22 protein-coding genes are annotated in these 24,184 nt (G+C 65.4%); 9 read left to right on the forward strand and 13 right to left on the reverse strand.

Annotated features, from left to right (window positions below):
* Window positions 1-429: 429 nt before the first annotated feature.
* Window positions 430-1,863, forward strand: a complete 1,434-nt coding sequence (locus tag M3I54_RS25545) for a cytochrome-c peroxidase (protein WP_254341020.1) — start codon at window positions 430-432, stop codon at window positions 1,861-1,863.
* 97 nt (window positions 1,864-1,960) lie between these two features.
* On the opposite strand, the gene M3I54_RS25550 is transcribed toward M3I54_RS25545, so the two are convergent.
* The 8 genes from M3I54_RS25550 to M3I54_RS25585 all read right to left on the reverse strand — a co-directional run bounded on the left by M3I54_RS25550 (window position 1,961) and on the right by M3I54_RS25585 (window position 8,003).
* Window positions 1,961-2,299 (reverse strand): cupin domain-containing protein, encoded by a 339-nt coding sequence (locus M3I54_RS25550; RefSeq protein ID WP_254341021.1) that lies wholly within the window; start codon window positions 2,297-2,299, stop codon window positions 1,961-1,963.
* 9 nt (window positions 2,300-2,308) lie between these two features.
* Complete coding sequence (locus tag M3I54_RS25555) at window positions 2,309-2,737, reverse strand: OsmC family protein (protein WP_254341022.1); 429 nt, start codon at window positions 2,735-2,737, stop codon at window positions 2,309-2,311.
* 79 nt (window positions 2,738-2,816) lie between these two features.
* Window positions 2,817-3,614: a c-type cytochrome gene (locus M3I54_RS25560; RefSeq protein ID WP_254341024.1), complete on the reverse strand. Its 798-nt coding sequence runs from the start codon at window positions 3,612-3,614 to the stop codon at window positions 2,817-2,819.
* Window positions 3,611-5,236: a cbb3-type cytochrome c oxidase subunit I gene (locus tag M3I54_RS25565; protein ID WP_254341025.1), complete on the reverse strand. Its 1,626-nt coding sequence runs from the start codon at window positions 5,234-5,236 to the stop codon at window positions 3,611-3,613. The genes M3I54_RS25560 and M3I54_RS25565 overlap by 4 nt, the downstream gene beginning before the upstream one ends.
* Window positions 5,226-5,801: a cytochrome C oxidase subunit II gene (locus tag M3I54_RS25570; protein ID WP_254341026.1), complete on the reverse strand. Its 576-nt coding sequence runs from the start codon at window positions 5,799-5,801 to the stop codon at window positions 5,226-5,228. The genes M3I54_RS25565 and M3I54_RS25570 overlap by 11 nt, the downstream gene beginning before the upstream one ends.
* A 28-nt stretch (window positions 5,802-5,829) precedes the next feature.
* Window positions 5,830-6,012, reverse strand: coding sequence for a hypothetical protein (locus tag M3I54_RS25575; RefSeq protein ID WP_028206326.1), 183 nt, complete (start codon window positions 6,010-6,012; stop codon window positions 5,830-5,832).
* A 7-nt stretch (window positions 6,013-6,019) separates the two neighbouring features.
* Window positions 6,020-7,303, reverse strand: coding sequence for a cytochrome c (locus M3I54_RS25580; protein WP_254341149.1), 1,284 nt, complete (start codon window positions 7,301-7,303; stop codon window positions 6,020-6,022).
* 94 nt (window positions 7,304-7,397) lie between these two features.
* Entirely contained in the window at window positions 7,398-8,003 is a 606-nt protein-coding gene (locus M3I54_RS25585; RefSeq protein ID WP_254341152.1) for a c-type cytochrome, read from the reverse strand.
* Window positions 8,004-8,535: 532 nt separating this feature from the next.
* Between M3I54_RS25585 and M3I54_RS25590 the strand changes: the two genes are divergently transcribed.
* Window positions 8,536-9,276 (forward strand): FadR/GntR family transcriptional regulator, encoded by a 741-nt coding sequence (locus M3I54_RS25590; protein ID WP_254341027.1) that lies wholly within the window; start codon window positions 8,536-8,538, stop codon window positions 9,274-9,276.
* Window positions 9,277-9,376: 100 nt separating this feature from the next.
* Here M3I54_RS25590 and M3I54_RS25595 read toward each other — a convergent pair whose 3' ends face one another.
* Window positions 9,377-10,960, reverse strand: a complete 1,584-nt coding sequence (locus tag M3I54_RS25595) for an aldehyde dehydrogenase (NADP(+)) (protein WP_254341028.1) — start codon at window positions 10,958-10,960, stop codon at window positions 9,377-9,379.
* 268 nt (window positions 10,961-11,228) lie between these two features.
* Between M3I54_RS25595 and M3I54_RS25600 the strand changes: the two genes are divergently transcribed.
* The 4 genes from M3I54_RS25600 to kdgD all read left to right on the forward strand — a co-directional run bounded on the left by M3I54_RS25600 (window position 11,229) and on the right by kdgD (window position 16,072).
* The gene (locus M3I54_RS25600; protein ID WP_254341029.1) at window positions 11,229-12,560 is read left to right on the forward strand and encodes an MFS transporter; all 1,332 of its coding nucleotides are present in this window, start codon (window positions 11,229-11,231) and stop codon (window positions 12,558-12,560) included.
* A 39-nt stretch (window positions 12,561-12,599) separates the two neighbouring features.
* Window positions 12,600-13,688 (forward strand): beta-propeller fold lactonase family protein, encoded by a 1,089-nt coding sequence (locus tag M3I54_RS25605; RefSeq protein WP_254341030.1) that lies wholly within the window; start codon window positions 12,600-12,602, stop codon window positions 13,686-13,688.
* Window positions 13,689-13,753: 65 nt separating this feature from the next.
* Entirely contained in the window at window positions 13,754-15,103 is a 1,350-nt protein-coding gene (gudD, locus tag M3I54_RS25610) for a glucarate dehydratase (protein ID WP_254341032.1), read from the forward strand.
* Window positions 15,104-15,154: 51 nt separating this feature from the next.
* Complete coding sequence (gene kdgD, locus M3I54_RS25615) at window positions 15,155-16,072, forward strand: 5-dehydro-4-deoxyglucarate dehydratase (RefSeq protein ID WP_254341034.1); 918 nt, start codon at window positions 15,155-15,157, stop codon at window positions 16,070-16,072.
* Window positions 16,073-16,144: 72 nt separating this feature from the next.
* Here kdgD and M3I54_RS25620 read toward each other — a convergent pair whose 3' ends face one another.
* The gene (locus M3I54_RS25620; protein WP_254341036.1) at window positions 16,145-16,387 is read right to left on the reverse strand and encodes an H-NS family nucleoid-associated regulatory protein; all 243 of its coding nucleotides are present in this window, start codon (window positions 16,385-16,387) and stop codon (window positions 16,145-16,147) included.
* Between the two features lie 84 nt (window positions 16,388-16,471).
* On the reverse strand, window positions 16,472-17,167 hold the full coding sequence (locus M3I54_RS25625) for a cytochrome b/b6 domain-containing protein (protein WP_254341039.1): 696 nt from the start codon (window positions 17,165-17,167) through the stop codon (window positions 16,472-16,474).
* 174 nt (window positions 17,168-17,341) lie between these two features.
* Between M3I54_RS25625 and M3I54_RS25630 the strand changes: the two genes are divergently transcribed.
* Window positions 17,342-17,941, forward strand: coding sequence for a TMEM175 family protein (locus M3I54_RS25630; protein WP_254341041.1), 600 nt, complete (start codon window positions 17,342-17,344; stop codon window positions 17,939-17,941).
* A gap of 54 nt (window positions 17,942-17,995) precedes the next feature.
* On the opposite strand, the gene M3I54_RS25635 is transcribed toward M3I54_RS25630, so the two are convergent.
* Entirely contained in the window at window positions 17,996-18,565 is a 570-nt protein-coding gene (locus tag M3I54_RS25635) for a DUF4142 domain-containing protein (RefSeq protein WP_254341043.1), read from the reverse strand.
* A 409-nt stretch (window positions 18,566-18,974) separates the two neighbouring features.
* On the opposite strand from M3I54_RS25635, the gene M3I54_RS25640 reads away from it, so the two are divergent.
* A complete protein-coding gene (locus M3I54_RS25640; RefSeq protein WP_254341045.1) occupies window positions 18,975-19,979 on the forward strand; it encodes an MFS transporter in 1,005 nt (334 codons plus the stop codon).
* 10 nt (window positions 19,980-19,989) lie between these two features.
* Window positions 19,990-21,660 (forward strand): AMP-binding protein, encoded by a 1,671-nt coding sequence (locus M3I54_RS25645; protein WP_254341047.1) that lies wholly within the window; start codon window positions 19,990-19,992, stop codon window positions 21,658-21,660.
* A 107-nt stretch (window positions 21,661-21,767) separates the two neighbouring features.
* Here the strand turns inward: M3I54_RS25645 and metE are convergent, their stop codons facing one another.
* Window positions 21,768-24,062: a 5-methyltetrahydropteroyltriglutamate--homocysteine S-methyltransferase gene (gene metE / locus M3I54_RS25650; protein WP_254341049.1), complete on the reverse strand. Its 2,295-nt coding sequence runs from the start codon at window positions 24,060-24,062 to the stop codon at window positions 21,768-21,770.
* Between the last annotated feature and the right edge of the window lie 122 nt (window positions 24,063-24,184).

The following is a 24,184-nucleotide window of genomic DNA, read 5'->3' on the forward strand; positions in this document are numbered from 1 at the left end:
GAGAACATCCGCACTGTAGTTTCAGTTATAGCTCGCGCCGCACGGAGTGCAATGGGCTGAACCCCGGCCCCGCGCGCGGACCGAATCCAGGGCCGAATCCAGAACCTTGCACACACGGTCTCTTCAGCAATTCTTTCGATTTTGAAAATCAATGAAAGTATTCGGAAATTAAACAGTCGCCGTGTAGTCATCTTGCGATGTTGTAATGCGCTCGCTCTGATGTAAGGCGCATTGGGGCCCGTTTGCAGGATGGATGCGCGAGGTTCGACCGTCGGCACGCGCAAGTCTCGCGCGTGCGGGGCGGTCCGCCTCGCGCCGTTGTCACGTCGTGTGGCTCTCGCCGCGTTGCGCGCCAGCTTCGATGTTCGCTGGGTGCTCGCGGCGTTCGGCTTTTCCTTCTCGTGGTATTACGCAAAGAAAGATCGCATCATGTCCGAGCTTTCCAGTTCGCCTACACCGTCTTCACCCAAACCGCGCAGCGCGGCGAGCCCCACACGGGTCGTCCTGCGCGCCGCCGCCACCGTGATCGCGGTCGGCGCGCTGGGTTTTTGCGCCTACGCCGTGGCGTTTCCGGCCAACGTGCCCGATGCCGTGGGCGAGGTCGTCGAGAACCTGACTGGCGCGAATCCTCACCCGGTGGTGCTGCAGCGCCCGCCAGTCGCACCGCTTTCGGCGATGGCGCAGCTCGGCAAGCAGCTTTTCTCCGATCCGGCGCTCTCGGGCTCCGGTCAGCAGTCCTGTGCGTCGTGCCATAGCCCCGACCGTTCCTACGGTCCTCCCAATGGGCACGACGTGCAGATGGGCGGCCTCGCGATGAACCAGCAGGGATATCGCCCGCCGCCTTCGCTCATGTATTTGTACCGTCAACCGAACTTCAGCATCGGTCCCGACCAGGGTGAAGCCGACGACGCGCCGACGGTCGCGCAGCAGGCCACGGCTGCAGCCGACATCGTGAAATCGCAGAAGGTGGCGGGCGGCGCATCGACCTCCGTGGAGATGGTGCCGCAGGGCGGCCTCTTCTGGGACGGACGCGCTGATACGCTGCAGCAGCAAGCGTATGGCCCGCTGCTCAATCCGGTGGAAATGGCGAACACGAGCATCGAACAGGTGGCGACGAAGCTCGAAAAGGCGCCGTATGCGAAGCACTTCACGGAACTGTTCGGAGATCGAATCTTCAGCGACCCGAAGATGGCCGTGGCGGAGGCGATGTTCGCGATCTCGCGCTACCAGGTGGAAGATCAATCGTTCCATCCGTATAACAGCAAGTACGATCGCTGGCTCGAAGGCCATGCGCGCCTCTCGCAAGCCGAACTGCGCGGCCTGCGCCTCTTCAACGACCCGAACAAGGCGAACTGCGCGGGCTGCCACCTCTCGAAGCCCGGCAAGGACGGCCTGCCACCCATGTTCACGGACTACCAGTACGAGGCGCTGGGCGTGCCGCGTAACAACAAGCTCGCACAGAACAAGGACCCGCACTTCTTCGATATGGGCGTATGCGGCCCGTTCCGCTCGGACTTCAAGGACCAGACGCAGTATTGCGGCATGTTCCTCACGCCCACGCTGCGCAATTCCGCCACGCGCACGGTGTTTTTCCACAACGGCGTGTATCACAACCTCGACGACGTGATGGCGTTCTACAACGATCGCAATACGGACCCGGGCAAGTTCTATCCGCACGGCCGCGATGGCAAGATCGACAAGTACGACGATATTCCGCCGCAGTTCCAGAAGAACGTAGACGTGACCGATGCGCCGTTCGACCGCAAGTTCGGCGACAAGCCCGCGATGACACAAAGCGACATTCAGGACATCATCGCGTTCCTCAAGACGCTCAACGACGACCCGGTGCCGTCGAAGCAGTGAGCGGGACGGGGCAACCCGTCTTCGAAAAGTCAAAGGGGCGTGTCCGGTATTCGCCAGGACACGCCCCTCTCTTTTGTTACGGATGCAGCACTAGCCTTCACTTGTCCCCATGGGCTAGATGAATCGTGACGATCACGGAGGCGTCGTCGAGCGCTTCCAGCGCGTGCGTTTCGCCGCCGCCGAGCAGCAGCATGTCGCCGGCGTGCATGGTGCGCGGGTCGCCGTTCACGAAGAAACGAATGACGCCTTCCACGCATTGCACCGTGATCTCGCCGGGCACGCTGTGCTCGGGCAGGCGCTTGCCCGCAGGCAGCACGATCCGTATGACTTCGAGTTGCTGCGCGCGGATCAGGGTGGTCGACTTCGCGCTCTTGAGCGCGCCGCCTAGCGGCCGTGCGTCGAAGATCTCACCCGGCGCGGCATGGGGGATGGCCATGACAGCCTCTCAAACAAGCGTCGCGTTGAGCGTGATCTTCGCGTTGTTGGCGAAGAGCTTCGACACCGGGCAGTTCTCCTTCGCGCCCTTCGAAAGCTCGTCGAACTTCGCTTGATCGATGCCGGGAATCTTCGCGGTCATGTCGAGCTGGCAGCTCGTGATGGCGAAGCCTTCGCCCACCTTGTCGAGCGTGACGGTCGATTTCGTCTCGATGCTCTCGGCCGTGAAGCCCGCCTGGGTGAGAAAGAGCGAGAACGCCATCGTGAAGCAGCCTGCGTGCGCCGCGCCGATCAGCTCCTCGGGGTTGGTGCCGGGACCGCCTTCGAAGCGCGAGGCGAAGCCATAAGGCGCTTCGTTGAGCACGCCGGTTTGCGTCGAGATCGTGCCCTGTCCGTCCTTGATGCCGCCGTGCCATTTTGCCGATGCCGTCTTTTGCATGATGTTGCTCCGCGATGCTGGGTGAGGGATGTGCAGGGCGCGCAATTTGCGTACCGCCGCATGCCCCGCAGGGTTGAGTTCAGGGTTGCTTCGGCGGCGTTTCGCCCGCGTACCAGGCGGCGGCGGCGTCGATTTCCTCAGGCGTCATGTTGCGCGCGATGTTGCGCATCTGCTCGGAAATGTCGTTATGGCGCGTGCCGTTCGCGAACGCGAGCAACTGCGCCTTGGTGTACGCGGCCGGCAGGCCGTCGAGCCACGGGCTGCCGATCTTGTTGTCCACACCGCCATGGCAGGCCGCGCACGCGGGAATATTGCGCAGCGGCGCGCCGTGCGCCACGATGTCGGGCGCGCCGCCATGCAGGTGCGCGATCGGCTGCAGCGAGGCGTAGTAGGCCGCGAGGTCGCGCATGTCCTCGTCGGACAGATCGCGCGCCATGGGCGACATCACCGCGTTCTGGCGGGCGCCCGTCTGGAAGTCGTGCAGTTCCTTGAAGACCACGATGGCGAACTGGCCCGCCAGATTCGGCGAATTGGCCATGCTGATGCCGCGCGGGCCATGGCACATCGTGCAGCGCAAGGCGAGCGTCGCGCCGCGGCCGACCGAGAGCGTCGTCGCACCGTCGAGCATGTGCGGCGTGAGTTCGACCTGGCTCAACTGGTAGCCCGGCGGCACCGCCGACTCGACCGGGTGCCACTGGCGCGGCACGCCGGCCGCGCTGCAGATCGCCGTCCAGATGCCCTGAAAATACGGGTCGCTCTTGGCGGAAGGCAGCCAGATGAAGCCGATCAGTACGGAGACGACGAACACGACGATCGCCGTGCCCACGCCCGCGCGAAACCACACATTGCGAAACGAGAACAGGCGTTCGTCGCTCATCGCTGCGCTCCAATCGGGATCGCGGGGACGGCTGTTTCGGGCGTCGCCAGCAGTTGCGCGATCGGGTAGCCGTAGTTGGTGATCGTGAGGGCGATCATCAGCACGACCCACAGCCCGAAGCTATTGAGCGCCACCGGCAGCGTGGCCGACTCGTGCACGGGCTTGCTGAAGCGATATTCCTCGGGCGCGGCCGCCTCGCTGCGATGCCCCTGGAGCAGCACGATGAAGAACAGCACTGCCGAAATCACGAGGATCAGCCCGCCAAGGACCGAGAGCGCCACGAGCGCGCCCTGGCCCGCGAGCGCCGGGTCGCTGTAGTCGTAATAGGCCATGCGCCGCGGCATGCCCATGAGGCCGACCAGGTGCCACGGAAAGGTCGTCACGATCATGCCGATGAACCACAGCCACAACTGCCAGCGCATGAGGCGCCAGTTGTTGAGCGCGCGGCCCGTGATCTGCGGCCACAGGTCGTAGGCGATGGCGAAATACATGATGACGATCGCGCCGCCATAGATCAGGTGAAAGTGGCCCGTGATCCACTGCGTGTTATGGATGGTCTGGTCGAGCTGGTAGCTCATGTTGATGAGGCCGCCCGCGCCGCCAAAGCCGAGCATGACGAACGAGAACGTCACGGCCAGCATTTGCGGGTTCTGCCACGGCAGCTTCGCGAGCCAGCCGAACGCTCCCTTGCCGCCGCGCAGCCGCCCGGCGATTTCGACCGACGCGCAGATCGTGAACACGGTGAGAAGCGTGGGCACCGAGACGAGCGCCGTGAACACCGACTGCACGAACTTGAAGCCCGAGCCCACCTGCGGATCGGTGAACAGGTGGTGAATCCCGATCGGCATGGCCACCACGAGGAACAGGATGAACGAGATGCGCGCCATCACGTCGCTGTAGAGCCGGCCGCCAATCGCGCGCGGGACGATCGTGTAGTAGGCGATATAGGCGGGCACGAGCCAGAAGTAGACGATGGCGTGCAGGGTCCAGGAGAAGAACACGCGCGCGAGACCCGCGTCGATCGTATTGCGCCAGCCGAAGGCCACGGGCAGGATCTGGAACAGCACTTCGATGGCGGCGCCCACGGCGGTCCAGCCCCAGAGATACGCGCCCGCCGTGGTTGCGAACATGGCGAGCGGCAGCGGTTTGCCGCGATTCTCGCGCTTCCACTTCGCGGTGTTCACGCCCATCAGCGCGACCCAGACCCACGAGCCCACCACGACGAGCACGACGCCCAGGTAATAGAACACGTTGCCGATCATCGGCGGGTAGAAGGTGTAGAGCACGGAGGCGAGGCCGAGCGCCACGGGCACCGAGGCCGTGACGGCGCCGAGCGCGAGCAGGATGAAGCCGAGCCAGGCCCAGCGCACGCCCACGAGCGGACGCTTGAGCGCCAGTTCGCTGACCGCGTAGCCGAAGCCCATGGCGATGAGCGTGGGAAATACGTAGCCCATCACGGTGCCATGCTCGGTGACCGAACGGTAGTAAAGCTCGGGGTCATCGAGCCACGGATGCAGCGGGCTGCGCACGAACATCTGCCACGCGCCGAGCAGCAGCGCCACGCCGAAGACGATGAACGCGAGCCAGAAGTGGGCGAGTACGAGTCGCTTGTTATTTAACACAGCTGAGTCTCCGCGCGGAATTGCCTGCCTGGTTCGCCATCTGCATGAAGGCATCCTTGTCGATGACTTTCACGTGGGCCCACATGCCCTGGTGGCCCGTGCCGCAGTATTCGTGGCACGGCATGAGGTGGTCGGCGGGTTTGTCGAAGGTCGTGCGGAACGTCGAGATGTAGCCCGGCTCGACCATCGAGTTCAGGTTGGTGTCCGTGACGAGAAGACCGTGCACGACATCGGCGCTCGTCGCGCGGAACGTAATGGGCGTGTTCGCCGGGACGAGGATGCATTGCGGCGTGAACGAGTATTGCTGCGCGAGAATGCGCACCGTCACGGAGCCGTCGGTCTCCACGGCGCTGCCGAGGTTCGACTCAACGAATTCGCCGGACACGTGCAGCGTTTCCGGATTGACGAGTTCCACGCGCGAGGGCGGCATCATAGCCCAGTGCAGGCCCGTGAATACCACCACGGCCACGAGCAGGGAGACGAACGCCACCATGAGCGTCGCCCAGCGGCGCTCGACGCGTGCGGCGACTTCGGCACTGGCATGGTTATCGAGCGGATTCGACATGAGGCCGGCCTTTCCTTGTCTGTCTGATCTATTGGATGACGCCGCGCGGCAGGAACACGACGAAGTAGAAGATGAACCAGAGCGCGGCCACGATCGCCGTGGCGATGCCCGCTACCGCGAGCGCGCCGCCCGGGCCGCTGGCCACGATCTCGTCGACCTGTTCGTGTTGCGGGCGCTCGCCCGGTTGTTCGGGTACGGGAGTTTCGATCATCGCAGCCTCAGAAAAGCGGCGCGGAACGCAGCGCGTTCACTTCGTGTTCGGAAACCGGCGTGCCGTGATTGCCCCACGCCGTGCGGATATACGTGACCACGGCCGCCACCTCTTCATCGGAGAGCGACTGCGCGAAGGGCGGCATGCCATAGGGCATCGGGTTCTTCCTCGTGCCCGGCGCATAGCCGCCGTTGAGCACCATGCGGATAGGATTCACGGCCGAGTTCATCTGGATCGACTGGTTGTCGGCGAGCGGCGGGAAATGCGGCGGCTTGCCCTGGCCTTCGGTCGCGTGGCACACCGCGCACTGCGACTCGTAGATCTTCTTGCCGAGCGGCACGAGGCGCGCGGCTTCTTCCGTCACGAAGGTGCTCTTGGGCGACTTGTCGACTTCGGTGTTGTGGCCCGGCAGCGACTTCAGATACACGGCCACGGCGCGCACGTCGTCTTCGGTGAGGTACTGGAAGCTGTCGTAGACCACTTCGGCCATCGGCCCGTACACGGCGCCGCGTTTCGACACGCCCGCGTGCAGCAGATCGACGATGTCCTCGATGCTCCAGTCGCCGAGGCCCGCTTCGCGGTTCGACGTCAGCGAGGGCGCGTACCAGTTCTGCACGGGAATCAGGCCGCCCTGGAACTCCTTCGAAGCCGAGTTGCCGCCGAGCGCGTTGATGGCCGTGTGGCACATCGTGCAGTGGCCGAGGCCTTCCACGAGATAGGCGCCGCGATTCCATTCGGCGGACTGCTTCGGGTCGGGCTTGAACTCGCCCTGGCGGAAGAACAGCGTGCGCCAGCCGAGCAGCAGCGCGCGCTTGTTATACGGGAAGCGCAGGTCGTGCGCGCGATTCTCCTTGCGCACGGGCTGGGTGGAGAGCAGGTACGCGAAGATGGCGTCCGAGTCCGCGCGCGTGACCTTGGTGTATGACGCGAACGGCATGGCCGGATAGAGCAGCGTGCCGTCGCGCGACTTGCCCTCGTGCAGCATGCGGTAGAACTCGTCGGCGGTCCACGAGCCGATGCCGAAGGTCTTGTCCGACGAGATGTTCGGCGTGTAGAGCGTGCCGAACGGCGTTTCCATCGGACGCCCGCCGCCGAACATCTGCTCGGAAGGCACCGTGTGGCACGCGATGCAGTCGCCGGCGCGCGCGAGATATTCGCCGCGCGCGATCAGTTCGGCGTTGCTCGCGATCGGCTTCGCGTTGGCCGTGGCTGCCGCCGCGGCGGCGCTCGCCGCGTCTGCTGCGTTCGCGCTGGGCGCGGCCGTTTGCGCGAGCGCGACTGCGGCGCCCATGCAGAGCGTGGCGGCCGCGAGCGAGAGGCGAGCCGCGAGCGGCCTGGACGATGACGGGAGAAGGGATCGAAGTCTGCGCACGTCGAGGCCCCGGCTAGTTATGGACGCTGCCGCACGCGAGCGGCAGCGGCGAGGCCGCCGCTGGCGTCGTATCGGCGGGCGCGGGTTGCGACGAGAGCCAGGCCGCGATCGCGGTGATGTCGCGGTCGGCGAGACGGGTGGCGATGTCGTGCATGCAGTCCGGCGCGGCGGCGCGGCGTGTGCCGTAGCGGAACGCGCCGAGCTGCGCGCTGATGTAGTTCGGATGCAGGCCCACGAGGCCCGGAATGGCGGGCTGCATGCCCGTGAGCGAGGCGCCGTGGCAGCCTGCGCAGGCGGGCACGTTACGCTTGCTGTCGCCGTTCATGACGAGCGATTTGCCGAGCGCGAGCGTGGCCGCGTCGACCGTGGGCCTGGCGGGCGCAGGATAGGGCGGGTGCTGCTGCGAGAAGAATTCCGCGATCTGCTTGAGGTAGGCGTCGGGTAGATACGCCAGCAGATAGTTCATGGGCGGATAGCTGCGGCCGCCGTCGCGGAAGGCGACGAGCTGGTTGAACAGATAGCCCGCCGGCTTGCCCGCGAGACGCGGGAAGTAGTCGTTGTCGGTGCCTTCGCCGTGCGCGCCGTGGCAGGCCGCGCAACCCATCACGCGGGCCTGCATCGTGTCAGGCGCGGGCTCGGCGGGCGGCGCCGCGAGGAGCGGCGCCCATGGCAGCGCGAGCGCAAGGATGAGTAGGACGATGCGGGTTCTCAATGATTCCCTCGTTGCGGATGGTGACTACACAAACGCGTTGCGATTCGATATCAGTTGAGGCGTCGTCCGTGGGGGATTCTCATTGTCCAAAACGGCCGGGCGCGCACCTTTTCGAGGAGATTATCGGAGAACGCCGACTTGTGCAGCCAGGATGTGCAAATAAATTCGCCGGATTATTGCAGCGCGATATGTTTGCTAACACAACGATGCGCGCTTCTCCCTGCGGGTCGGCGCGGCGCGAATTGCATCGGAATGCGAAATAAAATGAGGATCGTTCACGGAGCGATTTCGTGTGGTGTCCGGGCCTGCACGGGTGGCGTCCATCATGCGGTCGTAGGATGTCCTCAGTCGCATGCGCGCGCGCTTTTCCAGCGGTTGTCCGACAACGTATAATGGAATGACATGACTTACGCACGCATATCGAGCCAAGGAGATCCACATGGCGGAGTCGCTTGCCACGCCCATCGCCGCGCGTAGCCGCAATCTCGCCGAGCAGGTCGTCAACTTCATCAGCGAGCAGATCGCCGCGCGCGCGCTCAAGCCCGGCGACAAGCTGCCCACCGAAAGCAACCTCATGACGCAACTGGGCGTGAGCCGCACGGTGGTGCGCGAGGCCATCTCGCGTCTGCAGGCCATGTCGGTGATCGAAACGCGTCACGGCATTGGCAGCTTCGTGCTGGAGCCGCGCCGCGAGCCGCTCGATCTCGACGTCGTCCCGGCCAGCACGCTGGACGATGTGCTTTCCGTGCTGGAGCTGCGCATCAGTCTCGAAACGGAGGCCGCGGGCCTTGCCGCCCAGCGTGCAAGCGAGCGCGACCTGGCCGGTATGCGCGCCGCGCTCGACACACTCGACGTCGTCATCCGCACGGGCGGCGACAGTTCGGGCGCCGACCTCGAATTCCACATCTCGGTGGCGCGCGCCACGGGCAACCGCTATTTCGTCGACATCCTCACGCAGATGGGCGCGGCGTTGATCCCGCGCCGTCGCGTCGATTCGGCTGGCATCGCGCATCGCGATCCGCAGGCTTACGCCGAGCTGGTGAACCGCGAGCACGAGAGCATTTTCGACGCCATTGCCCGTCACGATCCCGAGGGCGCACGCGCGGCCATGCGCATGCATCTGTCGAGCAGCCGCGAGCGGCTGCGCCGCGCGGCGGCGGAGTCGGGCGAAAAGGCATAGCGCGTTCCGGCACGTAGTGTGCACAGAAAAACAGCGGCTGCAGGTTGAACTGCAGCCGCTGTTTTCATTTGCGAAGCGCGAAAGGCGCTGACGAGGCAGCTCAGCCGCGCACCAGTTCGCCGTTCTTGCGCCGCCAGAGGTCGAGCGGATTGGCGTCCGCAAGCGCCTGCGGCAGCAGTTCGGCCGGGAAGTCCTGGTAACACACCGGCCGCAGGAAGCGCTCCATCGCGCTCGTGCCCACCGAGGTCGCGCGGCTATCGGACGTGGCCGGGAACGGGCCGCCGTGCACCATCGCGTGCGTGACCTCCACGCCGGTCGGGAAGCCGTTCACGAGCAGGCGGCCGGCCTTGCGCTCGAGTATCGGCACGAGGCGCATCGCGGCGGGCACGTCGGCGCGGTCCATCTGGATCGTCGCGGTCAGCTGCCCCGCGAAGTGTTCGGCCACGGCGAGCAGTTCGGTTTCGTCCTTGCAGCGCACGAGCGTCGAGGCTGGGCCGAACACTTCGTCTTCGAGGGCGGGCTGCGCGAGGAAAGTTTGCGCGTCCGTCACGAAGAGGGCGGCGAACGCCTGGTTCGGGCCGCTCGCGCTCTGGCCTTGCGCGAGCGCGCTCACGCCCTGGGTTTCGGCCAGACGCCGCGCGCCTTCTTCATACGCCGCATGGATACCCGCCGTGAGCATGGTCTGCGCGGGCTTGACGCCCAGCGCCTGCGCCGCGGCCTGCGCGAACTGGTCGAGCGCCGGACCCTCGATGCCGATCGCCAGACCCGGATTCGTGCAGAACTGACCCGCGCCGAGCACGAGCGAATCGACGAAGCCCTGCGCGATGGCCGCACCGCGTGCCGCGAGCGCCTCGGGCAGCAGGAACACGGGATTGATGCTGCTCATTTCCGCGTAGACGGGAATGGGCTCGGGCCGATTCGCGGCGATGCGCATGAGCGCCGTGCCGCCCGCGCGCGAGCCGGTGAAGCCCACGGCCTTGATGGCCGGATGCGCAACGAGCGCCTCGCCCACCGTGCGCCCCGCGCCGACGATGAGCGAGAACACCCCCTCGGGCAGCCCCATCTCCTGCACGGCCTGCTGGATCACGCGGCCCACCATCTCCGAGGTGCCGAGGTGCGCGCCGTGCGCCTTGACGATGACCGGGCAGCCCGCCGCCAGCGCTGCGGCCGTGTCGCCGCCCGCCACCGAGAACGCGAGCGGGAAGTTGCTCGCGCCGAACACGGCGACCGGGCCGAGCGCGATTTTCTGCAGACGCAGGTCGGCGCGCGGCAGCGGCTTGCGCTCGGGCAGGGCGGCGTCGAGCGTGGGCGTGAGCCACAGTCCCTGGCGCACTTCCTGTGCGAACAGCTTCAGTTGACCGACGGTGCGGCCGCGCTCGCCTTCGAGGCGTGCCTTGGGCAGGCCGGTTTCCGCGTGGGCGCGTTCGGTGAGCGCGTCGCCGAGCGCGGCGATGCCGTCGGCGATGCGTTCGAGGAACGCCGCGCGCACGGCGAGGGGCAGCGTGCGGTAGGCGTCGAACGCCGCGGCGGCGAGCTTGCAGGCGGCGTCGACGTCGGCGGCCGTGCCGCTGCCGAAGGCCGGCGCGGGGATCGCTTCGCCCGTGGCGGGATTGAAAGCCGCGAGCGGCTTTTCCGAGCCGCGCACGGCGCGGCCTCCAATGAGCATGTCGCCAGTGATTTGCATGTCGTCTCCGAGTATCGTTTCAGTGAGTTAAGTCATCGTACAACCATCATACGCCAGATCGTCGCCGCCGAACACCTGCGGCAGGCGCCCTTTGCCGGTGAGGGGCGCCACAGGCGCGAAAAATCAAGCTTTACCGGTATGATTCCCGTTCCGGAGCAGGGTAAACACGACATTGGCTCTCGAAGCGGGCAAGCTTAGAATGTCATCAGACAACGTACCACGAAGCATCCCATCCGCGCGCCGCCAGCGCCTACAGGAGACAACCCCGATGTCCGCCCCTGCCAACCGTTATGAAGACCTGCTGGAGTCGGCTAGCGCCAAGGTCCTGCGGCACGTGCTCCCGCTCTTCCTCATCATGTTCATCGCGAACTATATCGACCGTGTGAACGTCGGTTTCGCCGGCGCGCACATGAAAGCCGATATCGGTCTTTCGGCGGCAGCGTATGGGTTCGGCGCGGGGCTGTTCTTCGTGGGCTATGCGATCTTCGAGGTGCCGTCCAACATCCTCATGCAAAAGTATGGCGCACGCGCCTGGCTCACGCGCATCATGGGCACGTGGGGCGTCGTGGCGGCCGCCATGGCGTTCGTGCACAACGACACCTCGTTCTACGTGCTGCGTTTTCTGCTGGGCGTTGCCGAAGCGGGCTTCTTTCCCGGCGTGATCTATTACTTCGCGCAGTGGCTGCCGCAGAAAGAACGCGGCAAGGCGGCGGCGGTGTTTCTCGCGGGCTCGGCGTTCGCCTCGGTGCTCTCGGGTCCGATCACGGGCGCGCTGCTTTCCGTGCGCGGCCTGGGTCTCGCGGGCTGGCAGTGGATGTTTCTGATCGAAGGCGGCTTTTCCATCGTGCTGTGCGGCGTGAGCTGGGTGTTCCTGAAGTCGCGCATTCGCGACGCGCACTGGCTCACGAGCGACGAGCAGGGCGCGCTCGAAATCTACCTGGCGCGCGAGCAGGCCGAGCGCGAAGCCGCTACGGGCGCGCACGTTCCGGTGCTGCGCCTCTTGAAGGACCCGCAGATCGTGCTGTTCTGCTTCCTCTACTTCGCCATTCAGCTCACGATCTACGCGGCCACGTTCTGGCTGCCCACGATCATCCGCAAGATGGGTGATCTCAGCGACTTCCAGGTGGGTCTCTACAACGCCATTCCGTGGATGATCGCCATCGTCGCGATGTACTGTTTCGCGCTGCTCTCGGCGAAGTACCGCTTCCAGCAGGCGTGGCTCGCCGTCGCGCTCGTGATCGCGGCCTGCGGCCTGTTCGCTTCGACGTCGTCGGACCCGGTGTTCTCGTTCGTGGCGATCTGCTTCTCGGCCATCGGCTTCAAGGCGGCTTCGTCGCTGTTCTGGCCGATGCCGCAAGGCTATCTCGACACCCGCGTGGCCGCCGGCGTGATTGCGCTCATCAATTCGCTCGGCAACCTGGGCGGGTTCTTCGCGCCGGCCACCTTCGGCTATCTTCAACAGCATACGGGCTCGATTACGGGCGGCCTCTATGGCCTAGGTGTGACTTCGCTCATTGCCGCCGCCGCCGCGTTCCTCGCCCGCAACAAGCCGTCGCGCCGGGCCTTTGCCGACGATTCGGTCCGCAGCGGCGCGCACTGAGCCCGAGCGCAACCCTCAATCGAGAAGGAAACACCCACCATGAACCAGCCGAACCCCGAACGCTTCTTCGTCTACGTCGCGAATTCGAAAGACGGCGACATTGGCGTGTTCCATCTCGATGCGCGCAATGGCGCGCTCACGCCGCAAGCGCGCGTGGCCGCGCAGGACAACGTGATGCCGATGGCGCTTTCGCCCGATCGCCGCCGCCTTTACGCGGCCACGCGCGGCGCGGACAAGCGCATCAACGACTACGCCATCGACGCGCAAAGCGGCAGCCTCGCGCCGCGCGTGCAGACGCCGATCGAAGCGAGCCTCGCGTATCTGTGTGCCGAGCCGCAGGGGCGTTTCCTGCTGGGCGCTTCGTACGGCGAGCATCGCGTGAGCCTGTATGGCGCGAAAGATCTCGAGAACGGGCAGGGCGCGCCGCTGCAGGTGATCGGCGATATCGAGCACGCGCACGCTGTGATCGTTTCCGTCGACGGGCGCTTCGCGTATGCGTCGTCGCTCGGCAGCAACCGCGTGTTTGCGTTCGCGCTGGAAGACGCGGGGCGCCTCGTCGAGATCGGCGCGGTCGATCTCGGTGCAGGCTTCGGCCCGCGGCATCTGCGCTTTTCGCCCAACGGCGACGTGCTGTACGTGCTGAGCGAATTCCGCGCGACGGTGGCGGCTTTCGCGCGCGACGCCGCCACAGGCAAGCTCACGGCGCTGCACGTTTCGCCGCGTGCTCCGGTTCTCGCGCATCTGAACGACGGCTTCGCGCGCCCGAGCCCCACGGACCCCGTGCAGCCCGACCCCGCTGTGCTCGCGAAGCTCGTCTGGGCCGCCGATATCCACGTTTCGCCCGATGGGCGCTTCGTCTACGTGTCCGAGCGCACGACGAGCCAGATTCTCACGCTGCGTGTAGCAGATAACGGCGCGCCCGAATACTTGGGTGCGACCGCGACCGAGACGCAGCCGCGCGGTTTTCGCATCGATCCGACGGGCCGTTTTCTCGTGGCGTGCGGAGAAAAATCGCAACACGTGTCGGTCTACGCGATCGATGCGGCGAGCGGCGCGCTCACACCCGTCTCGCGCGGCGAGGGCGGCAACGGCGCGAACTGGGTGGAGATCGTCGCCGCCAACGCTTGACCGGTTCAACCCAAAGTTTCGATTGTCAGGGCGCAGCGCGCCGCACTTTTACAGGTAATCCGTTCATGTCTACACAAACCGTTCAACCGAACGCCACGCCCGTTGTGACCGAGTTGCGCGTCGTGCCCGTGGCGGGCCGCGACAGCATGCTCCTGAACCTCTCCGGCGCGCACGGTCCGTTCTTCACGCGCAACGTCGTGCTGCTGCGCGACAGCGCGGGCAACACCGGCATCGGCGAAGTGCCGGGCGGCGAGGCGATCCGCAAGACGCTCGAAGACGCGCGCGCGTTCGTGGTCGGCCAGTCCATCGGCAATATGCAGTCGGTGCTCAATACCGTGCGCAAGCAGTTCGCCGATCGCGACTCGGGCGGCCGCGGCCTGCAGACCTTCGACCTGCGCACCACGATTCACGCGGTCACGGCGCTCGAAGCCGCGCTGCTCGATCTGCTCGGCCAGCATTTGAACGTGCCCGTTGCCGCGCTGCTTGGCGAAGGCCAGCAGCGCAGCGAAGTGGAGATGCTCGGCTACCTGTTCTTCATTGGCGATCGCAACAAGACCGATCTCGCCTACGCGAGCGGCGCCGATGGCCGCGACGACTGGGAGCGCCTGCGCACCGAAGAGGCGATGACGCCGGACGCGGTCGTGCGTCTGGCCGAAGCCGCGCAAGCGCGCTACGGCTTCAACGACTTCAAGCTCAAGGGCGGCGTGCTGGCGGGCGGCGCGGAAATGGAAGCGGTCACGGCGCTGGCCGAGCGCTTTCCCGAAGCGCGCGTGACGCTCGACCCGAACGGCGCGTGGTCGCTGGCCGAAGCCATCCGCCTGTGCCGCGACAAGCACGACGTGCTCGCTTACGCGGAAGACCCTTGCGGCGCGGAAAACGGCTATTCGGGCCGCGAGGTGATGGCCGAGTTCCGCCGCGCCACCGGCCTGCCCACGGCCACCAACATGATCGCGACCGACTGGCGCCAGATGGGTCACGCCATTCAGCTGCAATCGGTGGACATTCCGCTCGCCGATCCGCACTTCTGGACCATGCAGGGCGCGGTGCGCGTGGCGCAGATGTGTAACGACTGGGGCCTCACATGGGGCTCGCACTCGAACAACCACTTCGATATTTCGCTCGCGATGTTCACGCATGCGGCCGCCGCAGCGCCTGGCAAGATCACGGCGATCGACACGCACTGGATCTGGCAGGACGGCCAGCGCCTCACGCGCGAGCCGCTGCAGATCGTGGGCGGCAAGGTGCAGGTGCCGCAAAAGCCGGGCCTTGGCATCGAGATCGACATGGACGAGCTGGAAAAGGCCCACGCGCTCTACAAGGAGCACGGCCTCGGCGCGCGCGACGACGCGATCGCCATGCAATACCTCATTCCCAACTGGAAATTCGACAACAAGCGTCCGTGCCTCGTGCGCTGAACGCCCTCATCAACTGAACACCCTTACTGACTTCGCAACAGGATCAAGACCATGACCACGCCGCAAGAACTCAAGCAAATCGTCTCCGAAGGCCTGCTTTCGTTCCCCGTGACCGACTTCGACGCGCAAGGCAACTTCCGCGCGAGCACTTACGCCGAGCGCCTCGAATGGCTGGCTCCGTATGGCGCGAGCGCGCTGTTTGCGGCAGGCGGCACGGGCGAATTCTTCTCGCTCACGAAGAGCGAATACTCGCAGGTCATCAAGACCGCCACCGAAACCTGCAAGGGCAAGGTGCCGATTCTCGCAGGCGCGGGCGGGGCGACGCGTGTGGCCATCGAATACGCGCAGGAAGCCGAGCGCAACGGCGCGCAAGGCATTCTGCTGATGCCGCACTACCTCACGGAAGCGTCGCAGGAAGGCATTGCCGCGCACGTGGAGCAGGTCTGCAAGGCCGTGCCGAAGATGGGCGTGATCGTCTACAACCGCGCCAATTCGAAGCTCAACGCCGACATGCTCGAGCAGCTCGCGGAGCGCTGCGAAAACCTCATCGGCTTCAAGGACGGCGTGGGCGAGATCGAGGCGATGGTGACGATCCGCCGTCGTTTGGGCGACCGATTCTCGTACCTGGGCGGCCTGCCCACGGCCGAAGTCTACGCAGCGGCGTACAAGGCGCTGGGCGTGCCCGTGTATTCGTCGGCGGTGTTCAACTTCATTCCGAAGACGGCCATGGAGTTCTACCGCGCGATTGCCGCCGACGACCACGCGACGGTGGGCAAGCTCATCGACGAATTCTTCCTGCCGTACCTCGCCATTCGCAATCGCCGCGCGGGTTACGCAGTGAGCATCGTGAAGGCGGGCGCGAAGCTCGTGGGCCGCGACGCGGGCCCGGTGCGCGCACCGCTCACCGACCTCACGGAAGAGGAAGTGGCGCAGCTCGACGTGCTGATCAAGAAGCTCGGCGCGCAGTAACGCTTCCGGTATCTACGCCATGCTCGCGACAGGGCCCTTGCGGCCCTGTTTGCTGATGAAGGGCGCGGTCGGTCAGGCGTTGTCGCCGAACAGGTCCAGATTCGCGCGCTCGCGCTTTTTGCCTTCAGCCTTGTTCGCGCGGCGCGCGGTCTTTTCGCGGCGCGGCTTGCCAAACACCTCGTCGGGCGTGAAGCCGAATTCGGCGATTGCCGCGCGCACGTTGGCCAGTGCCTCGTGCGCCGCTTCGGCGCGCACCGCTTCGATGCGCTCGTCGAGTTCGCGCTTCTGGGCGAGCAATTCGCGGTAGGTAGCCATCGATAATTCTTGTCGAGTGAAAACGAGCCGCTGATTTTACGCGCTGTGCGGGCTTCGCGTGGGTTTTACACCGCACAAGCGGTATCAAAGATACGCGGCGAGCAGCGCAACCACGACGCCCGATAACCCCATCAGCAAGGCCGCGAGCCAAAGCGACCCGCGCGCGGGCGTGCGCACCGAGGCGGGCAGACGCTTTTTGCCGCTCACCATCGGGCCGATCAGATTGTGGCCTTTCACTAGCGCATAGACGGCAATCGCGCACACGTGCAGCACGACGGCCGCCGCGAGCAGATCCCAGCCCCACGCGTGCATGCCGGCGATCGCATTGGCGATTTTCGCGGGCACGATTTCGCTGAGCGGGCCTTCGTCGGCGATGTCGTTGTTGTCGTAGAGACCGGTGAGTGTTTCGATCAGCAGCAGCGCGAGCAGCAGCAGAACCATCCATCCACCGGCCGCGTTGTGCCCCACCTGGACGTCGGGCTCGCGCCGCAGCAGATGGCGCAGATGTTCGATCGCCTTGCGCGGCGAAGCGACGAAGCGCGAGAAGCGCGCGGTCTCGCTGCCGAAGCACCCCCACAGGATGCGAAACAGCACGAGCGCGAGCAGCGTCTCGCCGAGGCGCACGTGCATCTGCATCCAGTTCATGCGCTGCGTGATGTAGGCGGCCGCCACGAGGACGACGGTCAGCCAGTGAAAAAGGCGCGTGGGCAGGTCCCAAACAGGCACGCGGCGGTCGGGGTGCTCGGGGCGGTGGCGGGTTGCGGATGTCGTGGAGTTCATGATTCGAGGCGGGCGGCCGGGCGTGGCGCTCAACGGCATCATAGGTCAGGAACGCGCGCGCCATGTGTGGCGCAACATACGCCACTGCGACGCCCCTGCGACGACGTGGCATCGCGCGGCGACTTCGGCCATACTTGCCGCTTGCCTTACATCCCTTGCAAACCGATTCCGCAGATGGAAAAAAACCGACTCGAAGCGTTTAGCGATGGCGTGCTCGCCATCATCATCACCATCATGGTGCTGGAACTCAAGGTGCCGCATGGCGACGATCTCGCTGCGCTCGCGCCGCTCTGGCCGGTTTATCTGAGCTATGTGTTGAGCTTCATCTACGTGGGTATCTACTGGAACAACCATCACCACATGCTCCAGGTGGCGCGCCGCGTGAACGGCTCGGTGCTCTGGGCCAACCTGCATCTGCTGTTCTGGCTTTCGCTGCTGCCGTTCACCACGGGCTGGATGGGCGAGAACGAGTTCGGGCGCTGGCCGACCGCGCTCTACGGCGTCAACCTGCTGCTCTGCGCGTTGGCCTACGTCGTGCTGCAATTCACGCTCGTGCGCTATCACGGTACGCAAAGCCCGCTTGCCATTGCGCTGGGCAATGACGTGAAGGGCAAGATTTCACCGGTGCTTTATCTGGCGGGGTTTGCGCTCGCGGCGCTCGACTATCCGCGCATTGGCGCGCTCTTCTACTTCTTCGTGGCGTTGCTCTGGCTCGTGCCCGATCAACGGATGGAGCGGCTCGCCCTCGCGGCCGGCGAAAAAAAGGAAGAGTAAGCAGCACCAGGGCCGGCGCGCGTGCGGCCGGCCCCTTTGAGCATCACATCGTCATCAGCCTGCCAGGTGCTTGCGCTTGGCGAGTTCCTGAGCCTTGGCGTAATCGGCCTGGATCACAGGCAGGCCTGCCGTGGCGGCCTTCTTGAGGCCCGCGTCGCGGCCCGAGGCGATCTCCGCCTGGAAGGCCGAGAGCGTCTTCTGCTGGCCGGCCAGCGCGATCTGCTCGATATACGTCTTGTCGAAGTCCGCGCCGCGCAGATCGTTGATGCTGCTGATCACCGCCGCATCCGGGTCGTTGCGCGGCACGTCCACGCCGCGCGGGCTCGCAGCGCGCATCGAGTCGGATAGCTTCGAATAGTCTGCCACCAGTTTTTCCGCGAAGGCCTTCACTTCGCGGTCGGTCGAGCGCGAGTCGGCGATGCGTGCGGCATCGCGCTGCGTGGCGACGGTTTGCGTGCCGTCCGCGATGAAGGCCTTGTCGGCTTCGTGAAGCTTGCCGGGGGCGGCCGAAGTCGAGGCAGAAGCCGCGGAAGGCGCGGGGGTCTGCGCATGGGCGCTCAACGTAACGGCGCAAAGGCTGGCGGCCGAAGCCGCGATGAGCGAGGCAAGCGAGAGGCGAGTCATGTGAACTCCTTTCTGCGTAGTTGGTATCGATTGCGCGCGCAGTGCCGCGCGTGGTGCGGCTTTCCGTGCGGCTCTGCGCGGGACCGTTCTGGCGTGGCGCCTTGCTGCTCAACGGTCTGAGGAATTCTATGAACTCACTCGCCATTCAGGTGAAACGATTGCTTCGCTTGTGTAACGGTTGGTAAGAGAGCGTGCGAATGGAATAACGATCAGCGTATTCACATCGACGTCATGCGTTTATGCTAGTACGGCGTTTTCCATTTGCGCCGACCGGCGCACAATGTCCCTCGCGCGTATCGTTGCTTCCACAGCGAAAAGTCCCACGATCTGGGCGCGAACGCGGTTTGAGTCCCACGAGCGTGCGCAAAAGCGCACGCAAAAAAACGTAGGCCAACGAGGAGGAGACAGGATGGACGACAAGCTGGTTGCAACCGCATCCACCACGGCATCTGCCGACGCAACAACGGCCGTAACTACCGCCGCCGCAAATTTTCGCTGGCGCGTGCTGATCTGGCTGCTGTTCGGCGGCATCATCAACTACCTCGATCGCGCGAATCTCGCGATCGCCGCGCCCGGCATGATTCACGACCTCGGCCTCACGCGCACGCAAATCGGCCTGCTGGGCACCGTGTTCGCCTGGACCTACGCCGTGATGCAGTTGCCGGCGGGCTGGATCATCGATCGCTTCGGCGCGAAGCGCGCCTATGCAGTCGGCATGATCTGGTGGAGCGTGGCGACGTGGCTCACCGGCGTGGTCGGCTCGATCTCGGGCCTCATCGTGATGCGCGTGCTGCTCGCAGTGGGCGAGGCGCCGTGCTGGCCGACCTCCGCGAAGATCACGGCGGCGTGGTTTCCCGCCAAGGAACGCGGCTTCGCCACGGGCATCTGGGATTCGTCGTCGAAATGGGGGCCCGCGCTCGCGCCCGCCGTGCTCGTTGCGTTGATGATCGCCTTCGGCTGGCGCTCGCTCTCCCACGTGACGGGCGCCATCGGCATCGTCTTCGCCGTGCTGTTCCTTTTTCTCTATCGCAACCCCGCGCAAAGCACGCGGCTCACACGCGAGGAGTTTGCCTATATCGAAGCGGGCGGTGGCGGCCACGAGCGCTCGCTCACCACGGCGCCCATCCGCTGGCGCGCGCTGTTCGCCTCGCGCAGCGTGTGGGGCATGATCTTCGGCTACTTCTGCGCGATCTGGCTGTGGAATATCTTCCTCGTGTTCCTGCCGCTCTATCTGCTCGATCGCTTTCATAATTTCGGCGGGGCGTTCTCGCCGGTCGTGGCGGGCTTTATCGTCGACCGCACGGGATCGTATTCGCTGGCGTTCATCATGGGCGGCGCGATTGCGGCCTGCGCGGCGCTCTTCTACTGGTTCATGGCGCGCAGTACGGTGGGCCAGCCGGCGGACGCGGCTTGAGGAGACGAACGTGAACGCCTACGCAAGCTTTCCCTGGCGCGCGCTATACGACACCGGCATCGAGGGGAATCCTCGGCAGGACTATACGAACGGCCTCGACATGTTCGCGGCGGCGCTCGCTCGCGTGCCGCATGAAAGCGCGTTGCTTTACTTCGACGGCAGGCTCGACTGGCAGGCGCTCGACGCACGGAGCGACCGCATCGCCTGCGTACTGCTGGACGAAGGCGTGCAGCGCGGCGACCGAGTGGCGCTCTATCTGCAGAACGTGCCGCAGTTCGTGATGGCCTTGCTCGGCATCTGGAAGGCGGGCGCCGTGATGGTGCCGGTCAATCCGATGAACCGCGCGCGCGAACTGAAACTGCTGCTCGACGATTCGCAAACGCGCGTACTGATCTGCGACGCCGCGCTCGAAGGCGAAGTCGTTCGCGCAGTGATGGCGAGCATCGAAGCTGATGGCAACGTCGCGCCGCGCGTACTCACGACGCGCGCGCGTGCGCTGCAAACACGCGACGATACGCGGGTATTCGGCGCAACGCGCGAGGAAAGCGGCATAGGCGAGGGCGCACGCGATCTTTTGCAGGCAGCGCAGGCCGTGGACCAAGGGCGCAAGCCGCCGCCGGTCGCGCTGGCGGCGAGCGATCCGGCCATGCTCGTCTATACCTCGGGCACGAGCGGCCGCCCGAAAGGCGCGATCTGCACGCACGGCAACTTCGCGTTCAATTCGCAGACCTACCGCGATTTCTGCGGCCTGCGCGAAGGCGGCCCCATACTCGGCGTGGCGCCGCTCTTTCACATTACCGGCCTGGTTGGCCACATCGGCGCGGCGTGGATGGCGCGCGCGCCGCTCATTCTCACGCACCGCTTCGCCCCGGCGGCCACGCTCGACGCCATCGAGGAACACCGCGCGGAGTTCACGATCGGCGCGATCACCGTGTTCATCGCGCTGCTGCATCACGCCGATGCGACCCGCGAGAAACTCGCGACGCTCACGAAGATCTATTCGGGCGGCGCGCCCATCGCGCCCAGCGTGGTGGAGGCGTTTCGCGCGAAGTTCGGCCACGTGATCCGCGGCGCGTATGGGCTCACCGAAACGAATTCGCCCACGCACATGGTGCCGCTCGCGAGGACGGCGCCCGTCGATCCGCGCAGCGGTGCGCTGGCCATGGGCGTTCCGGTGCCGGGCGCCGAAGCGGCGATCGTCGACGATGACGGTCACAGCGTCGCTGCCGGTGAAACGGGCGAGATCGTTTGCCGCGGACCGATGGTCGTGCCCGGCTACTGGAACAACGCGGCGGAGACGGCCAATGCGTTTCGCGGCGGCTGGTTCCATACCGGTGACGTCGGCTTCATGGACGAAGCGGGCTGGTTCTATCTCGTCGACCGCAAGAAGGACATGATCAATGCGGCCGGATACAAGGTCTGGCCACGTGAAGTGGAAGACGTGCTTTACGGCCATCCCGCCGTGCGCGAAGCTGCCGTGGTGGGCGTGCCCGATCCGTATCGCGGAGAGACCGTGAAAGCCGTGGTGAGCCTGCGTGCGGGCGCGGTGGCCGACGCAGCGGAACTGATCGCGTTCTGCAAGGCGCGCATGGCCGCATACAAATACCCGCGCATCGTCGAGTTCCGCGACGAATTACCGAAGACGGCCACTGGGAAGATCTTGCGGCGGGAATTGCGGTAATGGTTGCGCGGGCAACTTGATGAGGTCGAAGACTGATGCGCCCCGAGACTGGCTCGGGGCGCGTGACACGACTCGCTAACGGGCTAGCGGGCGTGCGCTTCGGTGCCTTATTGCACCAGGCTGCGCAGCGCCCTGGCGGCAGCGACCATGTTGGTCAGCGCCGGAATCACCTCGGCCCACTGACGCGTCTTCAGCCCGCAGTCAGGGTTGACCCACAGGCGTTCTGCCGGAATGCGCCCGGCGGCCTTCTGCATCAGTTGCACGATGTGCGCTTCGGTCGGGATGTTCGGCGAGTGTATGTCGTACACGCCGGGCCCGATTTCGTTCGGATACTTGAAGTTGTCGAACGCGTCCAGCAGTTCCATGTCCGAACGCGACGTCTCGATCGTAATCACATCCGCATCCATATCGGCGATCGACGCGATGATGTCGTTGAACTCCGAATAGCACATATGCGTGTGGATCTGCGTTTCGTCTTCCACGCCGTTCGCCGTGATGCGGAACGATTCCACAGCCCAGCGCAGATACTCGCCCCACTGCGCGCGGCGCAGCGGCAGACCTTCGCGCAGCGCGGCCTCGTCGATCTGGATCACGCTCACGCCGGCCTTCTCCAGGTCGAGCACTTCTTCGCGAATGGCGAGCGCGAGCTGGTAGCACGAGACCGAACGCGGCTGGTCGTCACGCACGAAGGACCAGTTGAGGACCGTCACCGGGCCGGTGAGCATGCCCTTCATGGGCTTGTTCGTGAGCGACTGCGCGTAGGCGATCCACTCCACCGTCATGGCCTTCGGGCGGCTGATGTCGCCGAACAGAATGGGCGGCTTCACGCAGCGCGAGCCATACGACTGCACCCAGCCGAACTGGCTGAACGCGTAGCCGTCGAGCTGCTCGCCGAAGTATTCGACCATGTCGTTGCGCTCGGCTTCGCCGTGCACGAGCACGTCGAGCCCCAGTTGCTCCTGCTCGCGCACGCTGCGGTCGATTTCGGCGCGCATGGCGGCCTGGTAGCCCGCGTTGTCGAGCGCGCCGCTTTTGAACTGGCTGCGCGCCTGGCGGATTTCCGCCGTTTGCGGGAAGGAGCCGATTGTGGTGGTCGGGAAGGCGGGCAGCTTCAGGCGTGCGGCCTGCTTCGCGGCGCGCTCGGCGTAAGCGTGCTGACGATTGCCGAGCTGCGCGTCGATGCGGGCGATCGCGGCCTTCACTGCGGGGTTGTTCACGCGCGGCGACTGGCGGCGCGCTCCAACGGCAGCGGCGTTCGCGGCGAGTTCGGCTGCGACCTTATCGCGGCCAGCATTCAGCGCCGTGGCGAGCACCTTCACTTCGTCGAGCTTTTGCAGCGCAAACGCGAGCCATGAACGGATTTCAGCGTCGAGCTTCTGTTCGCTCGCGAGATCCACCGGCACGTGCAGCAGCGAGCACGACGGCGCGATCCAGAGGCGCTCGCCCAGTTGTTTCGCGAGCGGCTCGAGCCAATCGAGTGTGGCGTTCAGGTCCGCCTTCCAGATGTTGCGGCCGTTGATCGCGCCCACCGAAAGCACGCTCTGTGCAGGCAGTTTTTGCGCGGCCAGCGCGACTTCTGCGCGGGCGTTGATCGCGTCGATATGCAGACCGTCGACAGGCAGCGAGCACGCGAGGTCGAGATTGTCCTGCAACTGGCCGAAGTAGATGGCCAGCAGCAGCTTGACGCTGCGCTGCTCGAACCCTTCATACGCCGTCGCAAACGCTGCGCGCCAGGCCGGATCGAGTTCGGTCACGAGAATCGGCTCGTCGAACTGCACCCACTCGACGTCCATCACGCGGAAGTAGTCGAGCAGCGCGCGATACACGGGCATGATGCGCGGCAGCAGCGCCAGCTTGTCCGAGTCGTCCTTGGCCTTGCCGAGCCACAGGTACGTGAGCGGACCGATGATCACCGGCTTGGCCTTCACGCCCAGTTCGCGGGCTTCGCGCAGTTGCTCGGAAAGACGCGAGGTGTCGAGGTTGAACTGCGTATCGGCCGTGAATTCGGGGACGATGTAGTGATAGTTCGTGTCGAACCACTTCGTCATTTCGCCGGCCGCGACGCCGCCACAGCAGGCGGCATGGTCCTCGGCGCCAGCCGCCGAGCGGCCACGCGCCACGCGGAAGTAGTTGTCGAGCTTGTCGCCGTGGAAGCCCTGCACACGCTCGGGCAGGTTGCCGAGCGTGAAGCTCATGTCGAGCACCTGGTCGTAGAACGCGAAGTCGCCGGCGGGCACGAGGTCGAGACCCTTCTGGTTTTCCCAGTGGCGCGCGCGCAGTTGCGCGCCGAGCGCCTTCAGTTCGTCGCGCGAGGATTCGCCCTTCCAGTAGCGTTCCAGACCGAATTTGAGTTCGCGTTTCGCGCCGATGCGCGGGAAGCCGAGATTGTGCGTGGTGACCATGTGCGTTGCCGTCCGAAATGAAAGTGCTGAAAACGATCCAGAGTGGCAGCGATCATAGAGGTATCAGACGATGAAGAAAAATGGCATTATTTCATCCATCCATTAGTTTTCTTCATCTGTCG

This window comes from Paraburkholderia sp. CNPSo 3274 (assembly GCF_024206475.1).
Taxonomy (GTDB): domain Bacteria; phylum Pseudomonadota; class Gammaproteobacteria; order Burkholderiales; family Burkholderiaceae; genus Paraburkholderia.